Raw genomic sequence first — 20,451 nt, 5'->3', positions numbered from 1 at the left:
ATGACGGCAATCTTAGGAGCGACGGCTTTTGATTGACTTCAGGAGTGGCCTTGCCTAACGATGACGCCATAACGGATGGTTCCGGACCGGTTGAATCGGTGCGGATGAAAAGGGAATGTGAAGCGGTGGACCCAATTCGGGCACCGTCATCATAGCCGACCCCGCGACTGTAGAGCGGTCAGGGTTTTCCGTCCGGCGTTGGTTTCGCGTGGCTGACAGCCTGCAAGGGTGCAGGCGGGCTGTGCGAAAGTGGCGACGGAAAAGTCACTGGCAGTGCATCATGATCAACCGGGGCAGGACGCCTCTTACGTCTACGAATCGTCCGCCTTTTCATGAAATGCAGCCGGGAAGGCGAGGAAGATCCGCTGGCACGATCTGGGGCGACCGGTTTCCGGTTTGCCCCGATCGCGGCCAAGACCCGCGAGCCAGGAGACCTGCCAACTGTGCCGGGCGAAAAGCCCATTCCTGGGTGATGCCCGCTGCCAGCACGGAGGTTGTCATGGCTGAAAGACAGATTTGCCGGCTGCGCTCCGCAGTCGTTCCGGTCTCTCGCGGAAGGCTTCCGAAGATCGGTCAGCGTTTTCCATGAGCCCGATATCATCAGGCGCGACTTTCATCCTGGGCGGCGCGCGCTCGGGCAAATCGCGTTTTGCCGAGCAACTGGTCGTCTCGAGCGGCCTGGAGCACCATTACGTGGCGACGGGTCGGGCTTGGGACGACGAGATGCGCGCCCGGATCGACAAGCACAAAGCCGATCGCGGCGATCTCTGGCATACCCATGAAGAGCCGCTGGATCTTGTCGGCTGCCTGCGGGCGATCGATGGCGAGAAGCGGGCAGTTTTGGTGGATTGCCTGACGCTTTGGATCACCAATCTGATGATGGAAGACCGCGACATAGGGGCGGAATTTGCCTCGCTTGTGGCGTATCTGCCGACGGCACAAGCCCGTCTCGTCATCGTTTCCAATGAGGTCGGTCTCGGTATCGTGCCGGAAAACCGCATGGCGCGGGAGTTTCGGGACCATGCCGGCCGTCTGCATCAAATGATCGCGGCCGAGGCCGTGGATGTGTATTTTATCGCGGCTGGACTGCCGTTGAAGATGAAGGGTTGAATTTCATGAACCAGCAGAAAATTCCGGCGACCGTGATCACGGGTTTCCTCGGCGCCGGCAAGACGACGATGATCCGCAATCTGCTCTCCAATGCCAACGGTAAGAAGATCGCGCTTATCATCAACGAATTCGGCGATCTCGGCGTCGACGGCGACGTGCTCAAGGGCTGCGGCGCAGAGAACTGCACCGAGAATGACATCATCGAGCTCACCAATGGCTGCATCTGCTGCACGGTTGCCGACGACTTCATTCCGACGATGACCAAGCTTCTGGAGCGCGAACAGCGCCCCGACCATATCGTTATTGAAACATCCGGTCTCGCGCTGCCGCAGCCGCTCGTTGCGGCGTTCAACTGGCCTGATATCCGCACGCAGGTCACCGTCGATGGCGTCGTTACCGTTGTCGACAGCGCCGCCGTTGCCGCGGGCCGCTTCGCGGACGATCACGATGCCGTCGAGGCTCGTCGGGTCGAAGACGAGTCGCTCGACCATGAGAGCCCGATCGAGGAGCTTTTCGAGGACCAGCTGACCTGCGCCGATATGATCGTACTCAACAAGACCGACCTTCTCGACACCGCCGGCCTTGGTCGCGTGCGCGATGAGGTTGCTTCCCGTATCGCTCGCAAGCCTGTCATGATCGAGGCGCGCAATGGCGAGGTTCCGGCAAGCGTGCTGCTCGGGCTCGGCGTCGGTACGGAAGACGATGTGGTCAATCGCAAGTCCCACCATGAACTCGAACACGAGGACGGCGTGCCGCACGATCATGACGAGTTCGACAGCTTCGTGGTCGAGCTTGGTCCTGTTGCCGATCCGGCAGCCTTCGTGGATGCGCTGAGGGGCATCATCGGCGAACATGACGTGCTGCGGCTCAAGGGCTTCATCGATGTTCCCGGCAAGCCGATGCGCCTGCAGTTGCAGGCGGTCGGCAGCCGGATCGACCACTATTTCGATCGCGCCTGGGCGCCGGGCGAAGCACGCGGCACCCGTCTTGTCGTCATCGGCTTGCACGAGATGGACGAAGCGGCGGTGCGCAAGGCGATCGAAGCGCTGGCATAAGGCAAGACCGATGCATCTGCTTCTGGCACAGCAGGGAACAATCAGTGACGCCGAGGAGGCGATCGATCTCGGTCAATCGCCCGGCGATGTCCTGTTCCTGTCGGCTGCCGATACCGAGCTTGCCGCGATAGCCGCCGCTTATGACGAACCGTCGGCCGGCTTCTCGCTGCGGCTGGCAAGCCTGATGAGCCTGAAGCATCCAATGTCGGTCGATGCCTATATCGAGCGGACGGCCCGCCACTCCAAGCTGATCGTCGTGAGGGCGCTGGGTGGCGCCAGCTACTTCCACTATGCGCTGGAGGCCCTCCATACGGCGGCAGCTCGATCTGGCGCGTTCATCGCCGTGCTGCCCGGAGATTCGAAGTCCGATGCGGGGTTGACACCATTTTCGAATGTACCGCTTGAAGACCTGAACGCCCTTTGGGCCTATCTCATCGAAGGCGGCGATGCCAATTCGCGGGCGTTTCTGGACTATGCCGGTGCGATGCTCTCGGGAACTGAAAAGCCGGAGGCGGCATCGCCGCTGATGAAGGCTGGGATCTGGTGGCCGGGCAAGGGCGTCGTCGGCGTCGAAGAGTGGAGGTCGGCGTGCGACGAACGGGTGCGCTTCGTACAGGGAGTGTCACAAACGCCTGTGGTCGCGGTCAGCTTCTATCGCGCGCTCGTGCAAAGCGGAGAGACCAAGCCTGTCGAAGCCTTGATCGATACGCTGCTGGCTGAAGGCATCCGGCCGCTGCCGGTGTTTGCTTACAGCCTCAAGGATCCTGTCTCGAAGGGCATTCTCGAAAGTGTTTTTAACGCCATCAAGCCCGAGGTGGTGATCAATACGACAGGCTTTGCCGTGTCTGCGCCTGGTGCGGATCGCGAGCAGACCGTGCTCGAGGCGAACGACGCGGTGGTGCTTCAGGCGATCTTTTCGGCGTCGTCGCGCCAAGCTTGGGCCGCGTCCTCGCAGGGGCTCTCCGCACGCGACCTTGGAATGAATGTTGCGCTGCCGGAGGTTGACGGACGGGTGCTTGCCCGAGCGGTTTCGTTCAAGTCGGCATTGCGCTACGACGCGCGCGTCGAGGCCAATATTGTCAGCAGCGAGCCGGATATCGAGCGGATGCGCTATACAGCGCGGCTTGCAGCCAACTGGGCCAATCTGCGGACGACACCCGTCGGCAAGAGACACATCGCTCTTGTCATGGCGAACTATCCGAACCGCGATGGCAGACTCGGTAACGGGGTCGGGTTGGACACGCCCGCCGGCACCGTCGAGGTGCTGAAGGCAATGGGTGGCGCCGGCTATCCAGTCGCGGATATTCCCGATGATGGCGATGCGCTGATACGACGCCTGATGGAAGGGCCGACAAGTTCAGGACAGGATGGGAAGCTTGTTCGCGAATCGCTTTCAGTGAGTCGATACAAGGCTTTCTTCGGAAGTCTTCCCAAAAAGATTCAGGATGAAATCTGTGGGCGTTGGGGCGCACCCGAGGCCGATCCCTATGTCGTGGAGGGCGCTTTTGCGCTGCCGTTCATGCGTCTTGGTGAGCTGCTGGTCGGCATCCAGCCGGCGCGCGGCTACAACGTCGATCCAAAGGAAAGCTACCATTCCCCGGATCTCGTGCCACCGCATGGCTATCTTGCCTTTTACGCTTTCCTTCGCCACGAATTCGGTGCCCACGCCGTTATTCACATGGGCAAGCACGGCAATCTGGAATGGCTGCCGGGCAAGGCGCTGGCTTTGTCAGTGGAATGCTACCCCGAAGCTGTCCTCGGCCCCATGCCGCATCTTTATCCCTTCATCGTCAACGATCCCGGCGAGGGGACGCAAGCCAAGCGTCGCGCCGGCGCCGTGATCATCGATCATCTGACGCCGCCGCTGACGCGTGCCGAGAGCTACGGGCCGCTCAAGGATCTGGAAGCGCTGGTCGACGAATACTACGAGGCGTCGGGCGGTGATCCGCGCCGCATCCGGCTTCTCAGCAAGCAGATCCTCGATCTCGTGGCCGACATCGGCCTCGATCGCGATGCCGGCATTGACAAGGGTGAGAGCGAGACGGAGGCTTTGAAGAAGCTCGACGCCTATCTCTGCGATCTCAAGGAGATGCAGATCCGCGACGGCCTGCATGTTTTCGGCGTCTCGCCGCAGGGACGGTTGCTGACGGATCTGACGGTCGCGCTGGCCCGGGTTCCGCGCGGGCTCGGACAGGGAGGTGACCGTAGCCTTCAGCGTGCGATTGCCGCGGATCTCGACTTGGCGTTCGACCCGCTCGATTGCGATATGGCCGAGGCCTGGGCTGGACCGTATCCGGATTTTCTCGTGGGCATCACGGACGCTGTCTGGCGAACGAACGGCGATACAGTCGAGCGGATCGAACTTCTTGCCGCAAAGCTGGTGGCAGTTGAGTTCACCTGCCCGGAGGACTGGGCAGCGACGCGCGCCGTTCTCGCGGAGATCGAGATGCGGCTCAGGCCAGCCATTCTCGCCTGTGGGACGGCGGAGATCGAAGGTCTACTCCGCGGGCTCGATGGGCGCTTCGTGCCGCCCGGTCCGTCAGGTGCGCCCACGCGAGGACGTCCCGATGCGCTGCCGACAGGGCGGAATTTCTACTCGGTCGACAGCCGTGCCGTGCCGACGCCGGCGGCCTACGAGCTCGGGAAGAAGTCCGCTGAACTCATGATCCGCCGTTACGTGCAGGATCACGGCGAATGGCCGGTCTCCTTCGGCCTGACCGCCTGGGGCACCTCGAACATGCGCACGGGCGGCGATGACATCGCCCAGGCTCTGGCCTTAATCGGCGTGAAGCCGGTGTGGGACATGACCTCGCGGCGCGTCACCGGCTATGAAATCATCCCGCCCGCATTGCTACGGCATCCGCGTGTCGATGTGACGCTGCGTATCTCAGGCTTCTTCCGGGATGCCTTTCCGGAACAGATTGCACTGTTCGACAAGGCAATCCGTGCCGTCGGGGCGCTGGAAGAAGATGCTACCGACAACCCGATTGCGCAGCGCATGCGCGGCGAGGCTGCACGGCTTGAAGCGGCCGGACTGGACCCGGCCCAAGCAAGCCGTCGGGCCGGCTATCGCGTTTTCGGCTCGAAGCCAGGCGCCTACGGTGCCGGCTTGCAGGCATTGATCGACGAGAAGGGATGGGAAAGCCGGGCCGATCTCGCTGAAGCCTATCTCGTGTGGGGAAGCTACGCTTATGGCGCCGGCGAAGAGGGCCGGGCAGAGCGTGGCGTCTTCGAAGAGCGCCTGCGCTCGATCCAGGCGGTCGTGCAGAACCAGGACAATCGCGAGCACGACCTTCTTGATAGCGACGATTATTACCAGTTCGAGGGCGGTATGGCGGCTGCGGCCGAAATGCTCGCGGGTGATCGGCCAGCGATCTACCATAACGATCACTCCAGGCCCGAGAAGCCGGTGATCCGGTCTTTGGAAGAGGAGATCGGGCGTGTCGTGCGCGGCCGTGTCGTCAATCCGAAGTGGATCGACGGCGTCATGCGCCATGGCTACAAGGGCGCTTTCGAGATCGCCGCGACCGTCGACTACCTCTTTGCCTTTGCGGCAACGACGGGCGCTGTGGGCAATCATCATTTCGAAGCCGTCTACCAGGCCTTCGTGGTTGATCCAAAGGTGCGCGAGTTCATGATCGAGAAGAACCCAGCCGCCTTCGAGGATATCAAGGAGCGGCTGCTCGAGGCCATCGATCGCCATCTCTGGACGCCGCGCAGCAATTCCGCGCGCTTCGACCTTTCAGACACATTCAAGCTTGCATCCGGGGAGAATTGAGATGACCGCCGAAAATACCGAAACCGCTGGCCACGACGACGCGCGCCACGCCGAGAAGATGGCGAAGAAGAAGGCCGCCCGCGACAAGATCATGGCGACGAAGACGGACGAAAAGGGCCTCATCATCGTCCATACCGGCAAGGGCAAGGGCAAGTCGTCCTCCGCGTTCGGGATGATTTTCCGGCATATCGCGCACAGAAAGCCGTCTGCCGTCGTTCAGTTCATCAAGGGCGCGATGTGGACCGGCGAGCGCGACCTGATCGAAAAGCACTTCTCCGACATCTGCCAGTTCCACACCATGGGCGAGGGCTTCACCTGGGAGACGCAGGATCGCGCTCGCGATGTGGCTGCGGCTGGTGCAGCCTGGGAGAAGGCGAAAGAACTGATCCGCGACGAACGGAATTCGATGGTGCTCCTCGACGAGATCAATATAGCGTTACGCTACGACTACCTCGATATCAACGAAGTGGTCGAGTTCCTGAAGAACGAGAAGCCGTATATGACCCACGTCGTCCTGACCGGGCGCAACGCCAAGGATGAACTGATCGAGATCGCCGATCTCGTCACCGAGATGGAGCTGATCAAGCATCCGTTCCGTTCCGGCATCAAGGGACAGCCCGGCGTGGAGTTCTGATGACACAGAGTTGGATTTTCTGGGCGGTGCTTTCGGCGGCGTTTGCTGCGTTGACGGCGATCTTTGCAAAGATCGGCGTCGTCGGCATCAATTCCGATCTCGCCACGCTGATCCGCACTGTCGTTATCGTCTTCATCATCAGCGCCATTGTTGTGGCAACCGGGCAATGGCAGCCCTTCTCCAGCATTTCAGGCAAGACCTGGCTTTTCCTTTGCCTTTCAGGCGCCGCGACGGGCGCCTCGTGGCTTGCCTATTTCCGCGCACTGAAGATCGGCGATGCCGCACGCGTCGCGCCGATCGACAAGCTTTCCATCGTTCTTGTCGCGGTTTTCGGCGTCGTCTTTCTCGGTGAAAAGCTCAATCTCATGAACTGGCTCGGCGTAAGCCTGATTGCCGGCGGGGCGCTCTTGCTCGCCTTGTTCTAGCCGCTCGCCTGTGCCGTTGTTGCGAGAAGTCTTGCCGTTTGCTCGTTCGCGGGGAAAAAGGATTCGATCGCAAGTTCGGAAAGGGTGACGTCCACGGGCGTGCCGAAAACAGTGGTTGTCGAAAGGAAAGAGAGCAGGCCTGCTTCCGTTTCCAGTTCGAGCGGCACGGCGATGCCGGCATAGTCGGCTTTCCTGCTCGTCTCCGGCCGGCCACCGCTTAGCGGGTAGGCGGACAATTCCTTCAGCAGTTCGCCGAGAATCGGATCTCCCGTGGCCGAAATCTGTTGGTGCAGCCGCTCGAGGAGATGTGCGCGCCATTCCGGCAGATTGACAATCTTCGGCGCCAGCCCATCGGGATGCAGGCTGAGGCGGAGAACGTTGATTGGCCCTTCCCGCAAAGCGCGATCCCTGACGCCCTCAAGAAGCGGGGCGATCGCGTCATTGGCGGCAATCAATGTCCAGTGCCGGTCGATCGCAAGGGCGGGGTAGGGCTCGTGTCCCTTGAGGATCATGTCGACTGCCTGCCGCGCCGGTCGAAGGGTCGGATCGTCGAGCGAACGCTCGGAAAACAGCGGCGCAAAACCTGCGGCCAGCAGCAGCGGATTGCGATCCCTGAGCGGCACGCCGAGCCGTTCGACCAGATGCAGCAGCATGTCGCGGCTTGGGATCGACCGCCCGCTCTCGATGAAACTCAGATGTCTCTGCGAGATTTTGGCCTCCAAGGCGAGGGCGAGCTGGCTCATTCGGCGCTTCTGCCGCCAGTCGCGCAGATAGTCCCCAAGGGAGCGGGCGGGCGTCATCATCATGCGGCTTCCGGGAGTTGGTCGATGAAGCCGTGCACGGATTTCAGTCGTCCACCTTCGAGCACCGCGAAATCGGTGCCCTTGATGAGGTGTTCCCCGCCCGTCGGTCCGAGACCCCACGAGAAGCGCAGGTTGTCGCCGTAGCCATCGGCGGTGCCGACGAGTTCGAACCGGAAACCCGGGAAGCGCGCATGCACGGCTTCAACAAGTGCGTTGATCTGCTCATGGCCTTTGCCGCGCATCAAGGGATCGATATAGGTTGCCGCTTCATGCCAGCTTTCCGCGATCAAGGCGGTGCGGCGGGTCGCATCCGTCTCGTTCCAGATCGCGATGTAGCGCTGGGCTTCGGTGTTCGCATCGGTCATCAGATCATCTCCTGTTGGCGCCTGGTTCGTCCAGACATCGCGATCATGGAGAAGCGCCGGCGCCTCATCAATTACGCCGGAGGTAATCGGACGCGGCGTCAGATTTCAAGCCAGATACGGATGGGATTGGCCGGGTCGGCCAGAAGCTTGATCGTGAAGGCGACGCAGACGATGACGAGCAGCGGCTTGATCAGGCGGGCGCCGGTGCGCATAGCAAGCCGGGAGCCGAGCTGCGCCCCCAGAAATTGGCAGACGCCCATCATCAAGCCGATCTTCCAAAGGATCGCACCGAAGGAAATGAAGACGATGAGCGCGCCGATATTCGAGCCGAGGTTCAGAAGCTTGGTGTGCGCCGTTGCCTTCAACATGCCGAAGCCGGCAAGGGATACGAAGGACAGCATGAAGAAGGAGCCGGCACCAGGACCAAAGACGCCATCGTAGAATCCGATTGCCGGAACCAGCGTCAGGCCGAAGACGAAGGGCGTCATGCGGCGATGCTTGTCGACATCATTCAGGTTCGGCTTCAAGGCAAAATAGAGAGCGATTGCCACAAGCAGGATCGGCATGACCGCGCGCAGCACTTCGCCCGGAACGACCGTTGCCAAGGCGGCGCCGAGAGAGCCGCCGAGGACTGCCATCAAGGCCATCGGCAATTGCGTGCGCAGATGCACGTGTCCCTTTCGGGCATAGGCGATCGTAGCGGAAGCTGCCCCGAATACGGATTGCACCTTGTTGGAGCCCAGCGTTTGCAGCGGAGGAATACCGGCAATCAGCATCGCCGGGACCGTGATCAGGCCACCGCCGCCCGCGATGGAATCGACGAAGCCGGCGAAAAAGCCAGCTGCAGCCAGCATGAATAGCAGATGAGGGGCAAGGTCAGACAAGGAGGGAGAACTCTGGAATGTGGTACGCGGCGCATGTTGCATTTCCAGCCCCGTGCTGCAATGGCTTGAGGAACACAGGGGCGGGTTTCATTGTCGCATGTGACCGAAATTGTATTCGATGGGACGCGCCGGTACGTGCTCGGTCTCGGCTGCGAGCGCGGAACGCCTGAAAACGAGGTGAGCGAGCTTGCCAGCGCGGCGTTGACGGCGGCGGGTATCGACCCCGGTGAGCTGGCGGCCGTTGCGTCGATCGATACGCGATGCAATGAGCCCGCGATCCTTGCAGCAGCGCGCCGCCTTGGCGTGCCGTTCTTGCTCTTCGCTCCGGCACGGCTCGAGGAAGAAACGCCGCGGCTGAAAAATCCTTCGGCAGTCGTCTTCGCCCGAGTGGGGTGTCACGGGGTTGCCGAATCGGCTGCGTTGGCGGCGATTGGGCCGCATGCGGAACTCGTCGTTCCGAAGACCAAGTCACGACGCGCCACCGCTGCGATCGCGTGCGCCCTGTTGCAGAAAGAATAGTGGACGCTATGGTGGCCGCCGACTTCGCGGCGCCGTCCGGCTGCCCTGCGACAATAACGAAAAGAGGCACACTCATGCACAAGGTCATTTATGACACGGATCCGGGCGTCGATGATGCAATGGCTCTGCTTTTTCTGCACCGCCATCCCGAGATCGATCTGCTTGGAATCACCACCGTATTCGGCAACGCGTCGGTGGAGACGACGACGCGCAACGCGCTGTTCCTGAAGCGTGAGTGGAACATTCCCGCTCCGGTCGCCAAGGGCGCCAGCGTGACGATCGATCCAGCGCGCACAGAGGGGGCATGGCCGACCTTCGTGCACGGCGAGAACGGCCTCGGCAACATCGAAGTGCCCGAAACGATCGATCTGCCGCTCGATCCGCGTCCCGCTCACCGCTTCATCATCGATACCGTCCGCGCCCACCCGGGCGAGGTCAGACTGGTTGCCGTCGGTCGCATGACCAACCTGGCGATGGCGCTCAAGGAAGATCCGGAGATTGCGGGCCTCGTGAAGGACGTCGTCATCATGGGCGGCAACTTCTACGTTCCGGGCAACGTGTCGCCGGTCGCGGAAGCCAACATCCATGGGGATCCGGAAGCGGCCGACATCGTCCTGACCGCGCCCTGGAAGGTTGCGGTCATTGGCCTCGACGTGACCGCGATCACGACGATGAGCCGCGGCTATCTTGCCGACGTCGCGGCCAAGGGCGACAGCGCCGTAAAGCTGTTGAACGATCTTTCACAGGACTACATCGACTTCTACAAGCACGCAGTCGAAGACGGCATGATGGTTCACGACAGCTGTGCCTGCGTCTACTTAATCGCACCCGAGCGGTTCTCGACAATCAGCGGCCCGGTGCGCGTCGTCTGCGGCGGCATTGCCGATGGGCAGACAATCGTGAAACCAGACGGCCGCCGCTTCCCGCCGGGCGATTGGGACGGCCTGCCGAGCCAGGTCGTCTGCACCGGCATCGAGTCCGAAAAGGTGATCAGTCTCATACGCGACACGCTTCTGCGTGGGTGAGAACTTCGCCCGGTCGCACGTCGGCTGGGCGTGAAACCTTGCTTGCCGCAAGAGGAGACGGAATGGTTGGAGGACGTGTGCCTTTCACATCTGTCTCGAGCGCGATCAGCGGCGTTGACCTTGCCTGCGACGGGGCATAGATCATGCCAATGATCGAAGCTGCGTTTTCACATCTGCCGGCTCTTGAGCCGGGCAGCGTTTGGCTTGTTGGTGCGGGCCCAGGCGAGCCCGGATTGCTGACGCTTCTTGCCGTCAAGGGATTGGCGGAGGCGGATGTCGTGGTTCACGATGCGCTCGTGAACGTCGATTGCCTGAAGCTTGCACGACCCGACGCCTTGTTGGAATATGCTGGAAAGCGTGGCGGCAAGCCGTCCGCCAAGCAGCGCGACATTTCGCTGCGGCTGGTCGAACTCGCCCACGCAGGCAAGCGCGTCCTGCGCCTCAAGGGCGGCGATCCCTTCGTCTTCGGGCGCGGTGGCGAGGAGGCGTTGACGCTAGTCGAGCACAATGTCCCGTTCCGTATCGTACCGGGCATTACCGCGGGTATCGGCGGGCTGGCCTATGCTGGCATTCCCGTCACGCACAGGGATGTCAACCATGCGGTGACGTTCCTGACGGGACACGATTCCTCGGGCATCGTACCGGATGCGATCAATTGGGAAGCCATCGGCAAGGGCTCGCCTGTTATCGTCATGTATATGGCGATGAAGCATATCGATCAGATCAGCAAGAAGCTCGTCGCCGCTGGGCGATCGCCATCGGAACCGGTTGCCTTCGTCTGCAACGCATCGACCGGCCTCCAACAGGTGCTAGAAACCACGCTCGATGAGGCGCCGGCCGCTGTTGCAGCCTCCGGCCTCGAACCGCCGGCAATCGTGGTGGTCGGGGAGGTTGTCCGGCTGAGGCCGTCGCTCGATTGGCTGGGGGCGCTTGCAGGACGCAGGCTGCGCCCCGATCCATTCCAGGACTCGAACAGCAGGGAGACGGCATGAGCGGTTTGCTGATTGCGGCCCCGTCCTCCGGATCGGGGAAGACTACGGTGACTCTGGGCCTACTGCGTGCGCTTCGTAAGCGTGGCATTGCGGTAGCGCCCGGCAAGGCGGGGCCCGACTATATCGATCCGGCCTTTCATGCGGCGGCCAGCGGCGTTGCCTGCCTCAACTTCGATCCATGGGCGATGCGCGCGGAATTGATCGCCGCCAATGCGACCCTGCATCGTTCTGGCGACCGCGTCCTCGTTATCGAGGCGATGATGGGGCTTTTCGACGGCGCGACCGACGGGAAGGGCACTGCGGCCGACCTTGCTGCCATGCTTGGTCTTTCCGTCGTGCTTGTCGTCGATGCGTCGCACATGTCGCAGTCGGTGGCTGCACTGGTAACGGGATTTGCGGGCTTTCGCGCGGATGTTCGCATCGCCGGCGTCATTCTCAATAAGGTTGGCGGCGAACGCCACGAGATGATGCTGCGCAAGGCGCTCGATGAGATCCGCATGCCGATTGTTGCCGTCGTCCGCCGTGACAATGACATCGCTCTTCCCGAGAGGCATCTCGGCCTCGTCCAGGCGGGAGAGCATGATATGCTTGAAAGCTTCATCGAGCATGCTGCCGATGCGGTGTCCGACGAATGCAATTTCGAGTTCCTGCTGCGCATTGCGCGCCAGGGGCTCAATCGCCCGTCCACTGCCAACATTCCTCGGTTGCCGCCGCTCGGCAGCAGGATAGCAGTGGCGCGCGACATCGCCTTTGCCTTTTCCTACGAGCACATGCTGCTTGGTTGGCGTCGGCGCGGTGCAGAAATCTCGTTCTTCTCGCCGCTTGCGGACGAGGCGCCGGATCCGGCGGCAGATGCGATCTATCTTCCGGGCGGGTATCCGGAGCTCCACCCCGGACGTATTGCGGCGGCCGCCAATTTCCGGGCCAAAGTGCTCGACGCCGCCAACAGGGGCGTGCGCATCTACGGGGAGTGCGGCGGATACATGGTTCTCGGCGAAGGGCTGATCGACGGGGCCAGCGTCCGTCATGAGATGCTCGGCCTCTTGCCTGTGGTGACCAGCTACGAGGAGCGCAAACGCCACCTGGGTTATCGCCGCGTGAAGCCATTGAACGGCGCCTATTTTGAGCTGCCTATGACCGCGCATGAGTTTCATTATTCGGCCGTGGTTTCCGAGGGTGAAGCCGATCGTCTCTTCCAGGTGACGGACGCGTTGGGCAATGACCTTGGACAAGCCGGGCTCCAGCGCGGGCAGATCGCAGGGTCCTACATGCATCTGATCGACCTTGCCGAGGGGGCAAGATGAACGCCCCGATTGTTCATGGAGGTGGCATCACGGCTGCCGCCGCAATGTACGGCGGCGAGGCAGAGCAGTGGCTTGACCTTTCGACGGGTATCAACCCGTGCCCGGTATCACTGCCGGCTATCCCAATGCGCGCCTGGCATCGCCTGCCCGACAAGCATCTCATCGATCGCGCGCGTGCGGCGGCGCGAGACTATTATCGCAGCTGCGACATCCTCCCGCTGCCTGTTCCCGGTACGCAATCGGTTATCCAGCTATTGCCGCGGCTCTTTGATGTTGCCGGACGGGTTGCCATTCTGGCTCCGACCTACGGCGAATATGAGCGCGCCTTCCGGATGGCAGGCCATTCCGTGGATCTGGTCTCCGGTCTGGATGACGTCAAAGCCGGTCACGCAATTGTCGTCATCGTCAATCCGAACAACCCCGATGGTCGCGTCTACGCTCCGGAGAAGGTCGTAGTATTCAGTGAAGAGATGAGGACCAGAGGAGGTTTCGTCGTTGTGGATGAAGCCTTCGGCGATACATGCCCCGAGATGAGCCTGGCGCCGTTTGCCTCGCGGCTGCCGAATGTTCTCGTCTCTCGTTCCTTTGGCAAGTTCTTCGGGCTGGCAGGGTTGCGCCTGGGATTTGCCGTCGCCGCTCCGCAAATCCTGGCGCAACTCGAAGACCTGCTTGGGCCGTGGTCGGTGTCCGGTCCCGCGCTTTCGATCGCAACCGATCTCCTTGCATCGGATCTGGCCCCGATACAGCTGCGGATCTCCGAGAGGGCCGATGCGCTACGCACGATTCTCGAGCAAGGCAGTCTAAGCATTGTCGGAGGAACGCACCTCTTTGCACTCGTCGATCACGAGCAAGCCGCCGAGCTGCACCGGCATCTATGCCAGCATCGCATTCTGGTTCGCAAATTCGATTATCAGCCGCGTTGGCTGCGTTTCGGTCTCGCCGCCGATGCGGCCGGCGACCAACGGCTATCTGATGCACTGCAGAGTTATAGATCATGACATTTGACCATAATCTTCTTGTGCTGGTTCTCGCGCTTCTGCTCGACAGGATTGTCGGGGACCCAGATGCGCTGTGGATGCGCATGCCGCACCCCGTTGCGCTCTTCGGAAACGCGATCTCTCGAGTCGACCGGATGTTCAATCGCACGGAACTTCACAAGCGCGTGCGGCGCCGCAACGGCGTCTGGTCGATCGCCGGCCTTTTGATCCTCAGTGCCGCTGCGGGTTTCGTCTTGCATCGCTTCTTCTCGTTGTTCGGCCTGATCGGGATCCTCCTTGAAGTTGTTTGCGTTGCCGTCTTCATGGCGCAGAAGAGCCTTGCCGATCATGTGGAGGCCGTTGCCGCCGGATTGAAAACCGAAGGCATCAGTGGCGGCCGGCTGGCTGTTTCGCGGATTGTCGGGCGTGATCCGGAAACACTGGACGAGCCCGCCGTCTGCCGTGCGGCAATCGAAAGCCTGGCCGAGAATTTCTCGGATGGCGTGGTTGCTCCAGCGCTGTGGTACGCCGTTTTTGGCTTACCCGGCCTATTCGCCTACAAGATGCTGAACACGGCGGACTCGATGATCGGACACAAGTCCGACAGGTATGCCGATTTCGGCTGGGCGGCTGCTCGGTTGGACGATTTTGCCAACTGGCCGGCTGCGCGCCTTTCGATTTTCCTGATTGCGGCCGGGGCCTGGCTGCGGCGAGGGAGCGCCGCCTGCCGGGAAGCGCTGCGTATTGCCGCCCGCGACGGCGGCCGGCATCGCTCTCCCAATTCCGGCCGGCCGGAGGCGGCGATGGCGGGGGCGCTGGATGTGCAACTTGCTGGCCCACGCGTTTATTCCGGGGTTGTCGTCATGGAGCCGATGATCAACGGCAGCGGACGTGAAACGGCAACGGTCGCCGACATCGAGGATGGCGTCTCGGTCTTTTATGCCAGCTGTTCGATCCTTGCGTGGACCGCCCTGGTTCTTTTCCTGGTACTGCTCTGATCGCGAAGGGGTGAGTTCACCCAGCACGCTGTGCGGCAAGCCGCCCGTGTGCTTTGCTGTTTAAGCAACACTGGTCGTGCAAATTGCGTGCCGGGAGGGAGGAAAGCATTGGCTTTTTGAAATGGATTTGCCTATGAGGAGGGTTAACTCGTCATTTCAAGAGGTAAGTGCGTGACCGCCACATTCGATAAAGTTGCCGACATCATTGCAGAAACCAGCGAGATCGATCGCGATACGATCAAGCCGGAAAGCCATACGATCGACGACCTCGGTATCGACAGCCTCGACTTCCTCGATATCGTCTTCGCGATCGACAAGGAATTCGGAATCAAGATCCCGCTCGAGAAGTGGACGCAGGAAGTCAACGAGGGCAAGGTTTCCACGGAAGAATATTTCGTGCTGAAGAACCTCTGTGCCAAGATCGACGAGCTGCGCGCCGCCAAGGCCTGATTGGCGCCGTCATCTTTTTCTCCGCCCTGCCGCTGTTAACCATGGCGGCCGGGCGGTTTCGTTCCTAAGTAGGCCTAGCCGCAGGGCAGGTATCCTTGTGGCCGGAGGATTCGATGCTACTGGAGTACTTCCAGATGATTGACCGCATCGAGGCGGTCAACCTTCAGAAAGGGACGCTCAAGGCGCGCTCTGTCGTGCCTGCGAAAAGCCCGGTCTTTGAAGGTCATTTTCCCGGTATGCCCCTGGTTCCCGGTGTGCTGCTGATCGAAACGATGGCGCAGGCATCTGGCATGCTCGTGCTGGCGGCCACCGATTTTGCCGCAATGCCGTTCCTGATGTCCGTCGACGGGGCCAAGATGCGTACCTTCGTGGAACCCGAGGCGGTGTTGGACATCGAGGCGTTTCTGGAACATGACGGCTCCGGATTTGCGGTAACCAAGGCAAAGATCACGAGCGGCGGTAAGAAGGTCTGCGACGCGCAGCTCAAGCTGCGGACCATGCCTTTCAGCGAGGTTCCGCTTGGAGATATCGTCAAGAAGCGTGCCGCTGAAGTTGGCCTCATGGATGCGATTGCTTCGCAGGGAGTAAATGAATGAGTAAGGCTCAGAATGATGTCGTGATCACGGGCGTCGGCATTGTAACGTGCCAGGGCGTCGGCAAGGAGCCGCATATCGCGCTGCTCACTGCTGAAGGCGCGCCGCAGACAATCGTCGAGCTTGAGAAATTCAAGCCCTATCCGGTCCACCCGCTTCCGGAGATCGACTGGTCGCAGCAGATCGCCAAGCGCGGCGACCAGCGGCAGATGGAAAACTGGCAGCGTATCGGTGTTTTCGCCGCTGGTCTCGCTCTCGATGACGCCGGCTTCAAGGAAGACGCGGAAGCCTGCGGCACCATGGACATGATCGTCGCTGCTGGCGGCGGCGAGCGCGACATCAATGTCGATACGCTGATCGTCGACGAAGGCCTGAAGCGCAACGACCGTGAGGTTCTCCTGAACGAAAAGCTGACGACGGAACTGCGCCCGACGCTATTCCTGGCGCAGCTGTCCAACCTGCTCGCCGGCAACATTTCCATCGTCCACAAGGTTACCGGTTCTTCGCGGACCTTCATGGGCGAGGAGTCCGCTGGCATCTCCGCTGTCGAGACGGCCTTCCATCGCATCAAGTCGGGCGAATCGACGCACGCACTGGTCGGCGGGGCTTATTCGGCGGAACGTCTGGACATGGTCCTCCTGTTCGAGGCGATCAATGTCTACTGCCGCAACGAATGGCAGCCGCTTTGGTCCCGAGATCACGGCGGCGTCATTTCCGGATCGCTCGGCGCGTTCCTCGTCCTGGAGTCGCGCGCGCATGCGGACGCACGTGGCGCGCACATCTATGCGTCGATCTCGTCCATTGAAGGCGATCGCGGCAATCGCAACTCGGGCAACCTCGAGAAGCGCCTTGAGCGATTGCTGGAAACCGCGTCCGACCTTCCGCCGGAGAGCACCGCAATCTTCTCCGGCTCTACGGGCATTCCTGACCTCGCCGGCCGTGAGAAGGCCGTACTCGAGCGTCATCTGCCTGGCGCCGCTGTTCGCGGCTTCGGCGGTGTCACCGGCCATGGACTTGAGGCGCATTTCACGCTCGGCCTGGCGCTGGGGGCGTTGGCCGTCGACAGTAAGGCAAAGATTCCGGTCTTCGATCAGGCCCATGAAAAGCCGATGGCGGCCGCGACCAAGGCGGCCGTTGTTACTACAGTCGGTCATCAGCGTGGCGAAGGCGTCGCGGTTCTTTCCGCGGAAGCGTGAGGAGTGTGCAAATGAAAGATTCGGCTTACAAGGATCACCTCGGCCGCCCGATCGTCGCAGTGACGGGTGTCGGTATCATCACCTCGCTGGGGCAGGGCCTGAAAGATAACTGGTCAGCACTGACCGCCGGTAACTCTGGCATTCATGCGATCAATCGTTTTCCGACCGAGGGACTTTCGACCCGCATCGCCGGAACCGTCGATTTCATCGACATTCCGGTCGCGAACGCAGTCGAACGCTCTTACGCGTTTGCCCGTGAAACCACGATCGAAGCGCTCGCCGATGCTGGTATCAGCGGCGATTTTGATGGTCCGTTGTTCCTTGCTGCGCCGCCGATCGAGCCGGAGTGGAGCGCGCGTTTCGATCTCGCCGACCGTTCGCCGCCGGCCGATCATGCCGGGGATGCCTATGACCGGTTCCTGGCTGCTATGCGCCAGCGCCCGGACGGCGCTTTCCATGAGGCGTCGCTGTTCGGCGCAATTTCCGAGCGCCTTGCCGATCGTTTCGGCACACGCGGTCTGCCGGTGACATTGTCGACCGCCTGTGCATCAGGCGCGACTGCAATCCAGCTCGGCATCGAGGCGATCCGCCAGGGTCGTAGCTCGCGAGCGCTTGCGGTAGCGACCGACGGCTCTGTCAGCGCGGAGGCACTCATCCGCTTCTCGCTGCTTTCGGCTCTCTCGACGCAAAACGATCCGCCGACCAAGGCCTCCAAGCCGTTCAGCAAGGATCGCGACGGTTTCGTCATTGCCGAAGGTGCCGCCACACTGGTGTTGGAGTCGCTCGAGGCAGCTGTCGCGCGCGGCGCGAAGATCCTCGGCATCATGAAGGGCGCTGGCGAAAAAGCCGACTCCTTCCATCGTACCCGTTCGTCTCCCGACGGCGGCCCGGCGATTGCGACGATCCGCGCAGCGCTGGCGGATGCTGGCATGGGCGAGGGCGATATCGGCTACATCAATGCCCACGGCACCTCGACGCCAGAGAACGACAAGATGGAATATGCTTCCATGCTGGCCGTGTTCGGCGAGCGGATGGCGTCCATCCCGTTGTCGTCGAATAAGTCGATGATCGGTCACACGCTGACGGCTGCGGGCGCGGTGGAGGCGGTGTTCTCGCTGCAGACGATGCTGACGGGCACGCTGCCGCCGACGATCAACTACACCAACCCCGATCCATCGATCGTTATCGACGTGGTGCCAAACAAGAAGCGGGAAAGCCAGGTCAACGCCGTGCTTTCCAACTCCTTCGGCTTCGGCGGGCAGAATGCCAGCCTTGTCATGGCGCTCGAACCGGCTTAATCGGTTCCCGACAAAACATCGAGATAGAACGCCCTCGCGGCGAAGGACTTTGCCATGCGCGCCTTGCAACTGATTGACGATCGCAAGCTTGAGATCACCGACCTTCCAGAACCGGCCGCTCCCGGCCCGGGTGAGGTTACGCTGCGCGTCAAGGCAGTGGCTCTCAATCACATCGACGTCTGGGGCTGGCGCGGCATGGCGTTTGCGAAGCGCAAGATGCCGCTGGTGATCGGCGCGGAAGCTGCGGGCGTTGTCGAAGCGATCGGGCCGGGCGTTGCCAATGTCCTGCCGGGCCAACTGGTGTCGATCTATGGTGCACGTACCTGCGGCCTCTGCCGTCCGTGCAGTGAGGGCCGCGACAATCTCTGTGAGCATGTTTCCGGCGTTCATGGTTTCCATCTGGACGGTTTTGCGCAGGAAAAGGTGAACCTGCCTGCGCGCCTCCTCGTTCCGGCCCCTCCCGGGGTTGATGCCATCGGCGCGGCGCTTGCTCCAGTGACCTTTGGAACGGTCGAGCACATGCTGTTCGACAACGCCAAGCTGGAACCGGGCGAAACCATCCTCGTGCACGCCGGCGGCTCCGGCATCGGCACGGCGGCGATCCAGCTGGCGAAAAAGATCGGCTGCACCGTCATCACGACTGTGGGCTCCGACGACAAGATCGAGAAGGCCAAGGCACTCGGCGCTGATCATGTCATCAACTACCGCACCGACCGCTTTGAAGGCGTCGTGCGCAAGCTCACCAAGAAGAAGGGCGTCGACGTCGTCTTCGAGCACGTCGGCAAGGATACGTGGGCGGGCTCCATGCTCTCGATGAAGCGCGGCGGGCGTCTTGTCACCTGCGGTTCTACCTCGGGTGTCTCCACCGACATGAACCTTATGATGCTCTTCCAGCAACAGCTGAAGCTGCTCGGCTCGTTCGGCTGCCGCATGGAGAACATGGCGAATGCCATGCAGAAGATGGGGCGCGGACTGGTCCATCCTGTCATCGACACCGAAGTCGGCTTCGACGACATCGACCGCGCACTGGAGCGCATGGAGTCGCGCCAGATCTTTGGCAAGATCATCCTCAAGATGGATTGAGCACTTGAAGCTCTTCATCACTAAGGTCGTGCTGGCCCTCATCCACTTTCGCCAGTGGTTGATCGCCCAGGCGATGTTCGGTTTTCTGAACTTCCTGAAGCTGTTTCCGGCTGACGGTGCGATTAACTTTGCCGACTGGCTGACGCGAAAACTCGGCCCGCGCGTGAAGCGCCACCGGCTGATGCTGACCAATCTGCGCAACGCGTTTCCTGAGAAGAGCGAAGCGGAGATCCAGGAAATCGCGCTGGCGAGCTGGGGGAATATGGGGCGTCTTGCCGCCGAGTATGTGTTTCTCGACCGGCTGTTCGATTTCGACTATTTGAGCAAGGAGCCGGGCCGGGTCGAGGTGTCGGGGATACCGATCTTCATCGATCTGCTGGAAAATCCGCGCCCATTCATCGTTTTCACTGCGCACACGGGCAATTTCGAGCTGCTGCCGGTAGCCGGTGCGGCATTTGGCCTTCATGTGTCGGTGCTGTTTCGCCCCCCGAACAACCCCTATGTCGCGAAGAGAGTTTTCGATTTTCGCAGCGCACGAATGGGCAAGCTCGTGCCGTCTCATGCTGGCTCGTCTTTCGCGTTGGCGCGGCAGCTGGAGGCGGGGCAGGGCGTTGGTGTCCTTGTGGACCAGAAATTCCGCAGGGGACTGAAGACAAAGTTCTTCGGGCTCGACGCCCAGACCAATCCGCTGCTCGGAAAGCTCGTCCGTCAATTCAACTGCGAGGTCTATCCTGCACGCTGCATCCGGCTTCCGGGAAATCGCTATCGGCTGGAAATCGAGCCGAAGCTCGCGATGCCCCGGGATAGCAACGGCAATCTCGATATGGTCGCGACGGCGCAGCTCTTGAACGACAAGGTGGAGAGCTGGGTGCGGGAGTATCCCGAGCAGTGGCTCTGGTATCACGACCGGTGGAAGATAAAACACGACGTGTTCAAGTAAGCCTGCGTCGATCCCTATATCT

20 protein-coding genes and 1 riboswitch are annotated in these 20,451 nt (G+C 61.5%); of the genes, 17 read left to right on the top strand and 3 right to left on the bottom strand.

Going from position 1 to position 20,451, the window contains the following annotated elements; all coding sequences use genetic code 11:
• Positions 1 to 59: 59 nt before the first annotated feature.
• A riboswitch (cobalamin riboswitch) is annotated at positions 60 to 457 on the top strand.
• Positions 458 to 585: 128 nt separating this feature from the next.
• The 5 genes from cobU to RHIBUN_RS0118625 are packed head-to-tail and all read left to right on the top strand — an operon-like array spanning position 586 to position 7,002.
• Positions 586 to 1,110 (top strand): bifunctional adenosylcobinamide kinase/adenosylcobinamide-phosphate guanylyltransferase, encoded by a 525-nt coding sequence (gene cobU / locus RHIBUN_RS0118645; RefSeq protein ID WP_025660713.1) that lies wholly within the window; start codon positions 586 to 588, stop codon positions 1,108 to 1,110.
• 5 nt (positions 1,111 to 1,115) lie between these two features.
• On the top strand, positions 1,116 to 2,165 hold the full coding sequence (gene cobW, locus RHIBUN_RS0118640; protein ID WP_025660712.1) for a cobalamin biosynthesis protein CobW: 1,050 nt from the start codon (positions 1,116 to 1,118) through the stop codon (positions 2,163 to 2,165).
• Between the two features lie 10 nt (positions 2,166 to 2,175).
• A complete protein-coding gene (gene cobN, locus RHIBUN_RS0118635; protein WP_025660711.1) occupies positions 2,176 to 5,943 on the top strand; it encodes a cobaltochelatase subunit CobN in 3,768 nt (1,255 codons plus the stop codon).
• Position 5,944: 1 nt separating this feature from the next.
• Positions 5,945 to 6,577: a cob(I)yrinic acid a,c-diamide adenosyltransferase gene (cobO, locus tag RHIBUN_RS0118630; protein ID WP_025660710.1), complete on the top strand. Its 633-nt coding sequence runs from the start codon at positions 5,945 to 5,947 to the stop codon at positions 6,575 to 6,577.
• Positions 6,577 to 7,002, top strand: coding sequence for an EamA family transporter (locus RHIBUN_RS0118625; RefSeq protein ID WP_025660709.1), 426 nt, complete (start codon positions 6,577 to 6,579; stop codon positions 7,000 to 7,002). Before cobO ends, RHIBUN_RS0118625 begins: the two co-directional genes overlap by 1 nt.
• Here the strand turns inward: RHIBUN_RS0118625 and RHIBUN_RS0118620 are convergent.
• From RHIBUN_RS0118620 to RHIBUN_RS0118610, 3 genes are all read right to left on the bottom strand, one after another.
• Positions 6,999 to 7,802: a helix-turn-helix transcriptional regulator gene (locus tag RHIBUN_RS0118620; protein ID WP_025660708.1), complete on the bottom strand. Its 804-nt coding sequence runs from the start codon at positions 7,800 to 7,802 to the stop codon at positions 6,999 to 7,001. The genes RHIBUN_RS0118625 and RHIBUN_RS0118620 overlap by 4 nt on opposite strands.
• Before the next feature lie 2 nt (positions 7,803 to 7,804).
• Entirely contained in the window at positions 7,805 to 8,170 is a 366-nt protein-coding gene (locus tag RHIBUN_RS0118615) for a nuclear transport factor 2 family protein (protein ID WP_025660707.1), read from the bottom strand.
• A gap of 98 nt (positions 8,171 to 8,268) precedes the next feature.
• Positions 8,269 to 9,054 (bottom strand): TSUP family transporter, encoded by a 786-nt coding sequence (locus tag RHIBUN_RS0118610; RefSeq protein WP_025660706.1) that lies wholly within the window; start codon positions 9,052 to 9,054, stop codon positions 8,269 to 8,271.
• Between the two features lie 99 nt (positions 9,055 to 9,153).
• On the opposite strand from RHIBUN_RS0118610, the gene RHIBUN_RS0118605 reads away from it, so the two are divergent.
• The 12 genes from RHIBUN_RS0118605 to RHIBUN_RS0118550 all read left to right on the top strand — a co-directional run bounded on the left by RHIBUN_RS0118605 (position 9,154) and on the right by RHIBUN_RS0118550 (position 20,429).
• Entirely contained in the window at positions 9,154 to 9,573 is a 420-nt protein-coding gene (locus RHIBUN_RS0118605) for a cobalamin biosynthesis protein (protein WP_018854717.1), read from the top strand.
• A 74-nt stretch (positions 9,574 to 9,647) separates the two neighbouring features.
• Complete coding sequence (locus RHIBUN_RS0118600) at positions 9,648 to 10,598, top strand: nucleoside hydrolase (RefSeq protein WP_025660705.1); 951 nt, start codon at positions 9,648 to 9,650, stop codon at positions 10,596 to 10,598.
• A gap of 149 nt (positions 10,599 to 10,747) precedes the next feature.
• Positions 10,748 to 11,590: a uroporphyrinogen-III C-methyltransferase gene (cobA, locus tag RHIBUN_RS0118595; RefSeq protein ID WP_025660704.1), complete on the top strand. Its 843-nt coding sequence runs from the start codon at positions 10,748 to 10,750 to the stop codon at positions 11,588 to 11,590.
• Positions 11,587 to 12,894, top strand: coding sequence for a cobyrinate a,c-diamide synthase (locus RHIBUN_RS0118590; RefSeq protein ID WP_025660703.1), 1,308 nt, complete (start codon positions 11,587 to 11,589; stop codon positions 12,892 to 12,894). The genes cobA and RHIBUN_RS0118590 overlap by 4 nt, the downstream gene beginning before the upstream one ends.
• The gene (gene cobD, locus RHIBUN_RS0118585) at positions 12,891 to 13,892 is read left to right on the top strand and encodes a threonine-phosphate decarboxylase CobD (protein WP_025660702.1); all 1,002 of its coding nucleotides are present in this window, start codon (positions 12,891 to 12,893) and stop codon (positions 13,890 to 13,892) included. Before RHIBUN_RS0118590 ends, cobD begins: the two co-directional genes overlap by 4 nt.
• On the top strand, positions 13,889 to 14,869 hold the full coding sequence (cbiB, locus tag RHIBUN_RS0118580; protein WP_025660701.1) for an adenosylcobinamide-phosphate synthase CbiB: 981 nt from the start codon (positions 13,889 to 13,891) through the stop codon (positions 14,867 to 14,869). Before cobD ends, cbiB begins: the two co-directional genes overlap by 4 nt.
• A gap of 171 nt (positions 14,870 to 15,040) precedes the next feature.
• Positions 15,041 to 15,319: an acyl carrier protein gene (locus RHIBUN_RS0118575; protein ID WP_007533215.1), complete on the top strand. Its 279-nt coding sequence runs from the start codon at positions 15,041 to 15,043 to the stop codon at positions 15,317 to 15,319.
• A 113-nt stretch (positions 15,320 to 15,432) separates the two neighbouring features.
• Positions 15,433 to 15,915, top strand: a complete 483-nt coding sequence (locus tag RHIBUN_RS0118570; protein ID WP_018854723.1) for a 3-hydroxyacyl-ACP dehydratase FabZ family protein — start codon at positions 15,433 to 15,435, stop codon at positions 15,913 to 15,915.
• Complete coding sequence (locus RHIBUN_RS0118565) at positions 15,912 to 17,108, top strand: beta-ketoacyl-ACP synthase (protein ID WP_018854724.1); 1,197 nt, start codon at positions 15,912 to 15,914, stop codon at positions 17,106 to 17,108. The genes RHIBUN_RS0118570 and RHIBUN_RS0118565 overlap by 4 nt, the downstream gene beginning before the upstream one ends.
• Positions 17,109 to 17,119: 11 nt before the next feature.
• A complete protein-coding gene (locus RHIBUN_RS0118560; RefSeq protein WP_025660700.1) occupies positions 17,120 to 18,406 on the top strand; it encodes a beta-ketoacyl-ACP synthase in 1,287 nt (428 codons plus the stop codon).
• A gap of 54 nt (positions 18,407 to 18,460) precedes the next feature.
• Positions 18,461 to 19,489: a zinc-binding dehydrogenase gene (locus tag RHIBUN_RS0118555; protein WP_025660699.1), complete on the top strand. Its 1,029-nt coding sequence runs from the start codon at positions 18,461 to 18,463 to the stop codon at positions 19,487 to 19,489.
• A 4-nt stretch (positions 19,490 to 19,493) separates the two neighbouring features.
• Positions 19,494 to 20,429 carry a lipid A biosynthesis lauroyl acyltransferase gene (locus RHIBUN_RS0118550; RefSeq protein ID WP_025660698.1) on the top strand — a complete coding sequence of 312 codons (936 nt, stop codon included), beginning with the start codon at positions 19,494 to 19,496 and terminating at the stop codon, positions 20,427 to 20,429.
• Positions 20,430 to 20,451: the final 22 nt, after the last annotated feature.

Source organism: Rhizobium sp. IBUN, assembly GCF_000510625.1.
GTDB classification, from domain to species: domain Bacteria; phylum Pseudomonadota; class Alphaproteobacteria; order Rhizobiales; family Rhizobiaceae; genus Rhizobium; species Rhizobium altiplani.
Note: the sequence above shows the minus strand (reverse complement) of the source record. Positions and strands in the feature narration are given on the sequence as shown.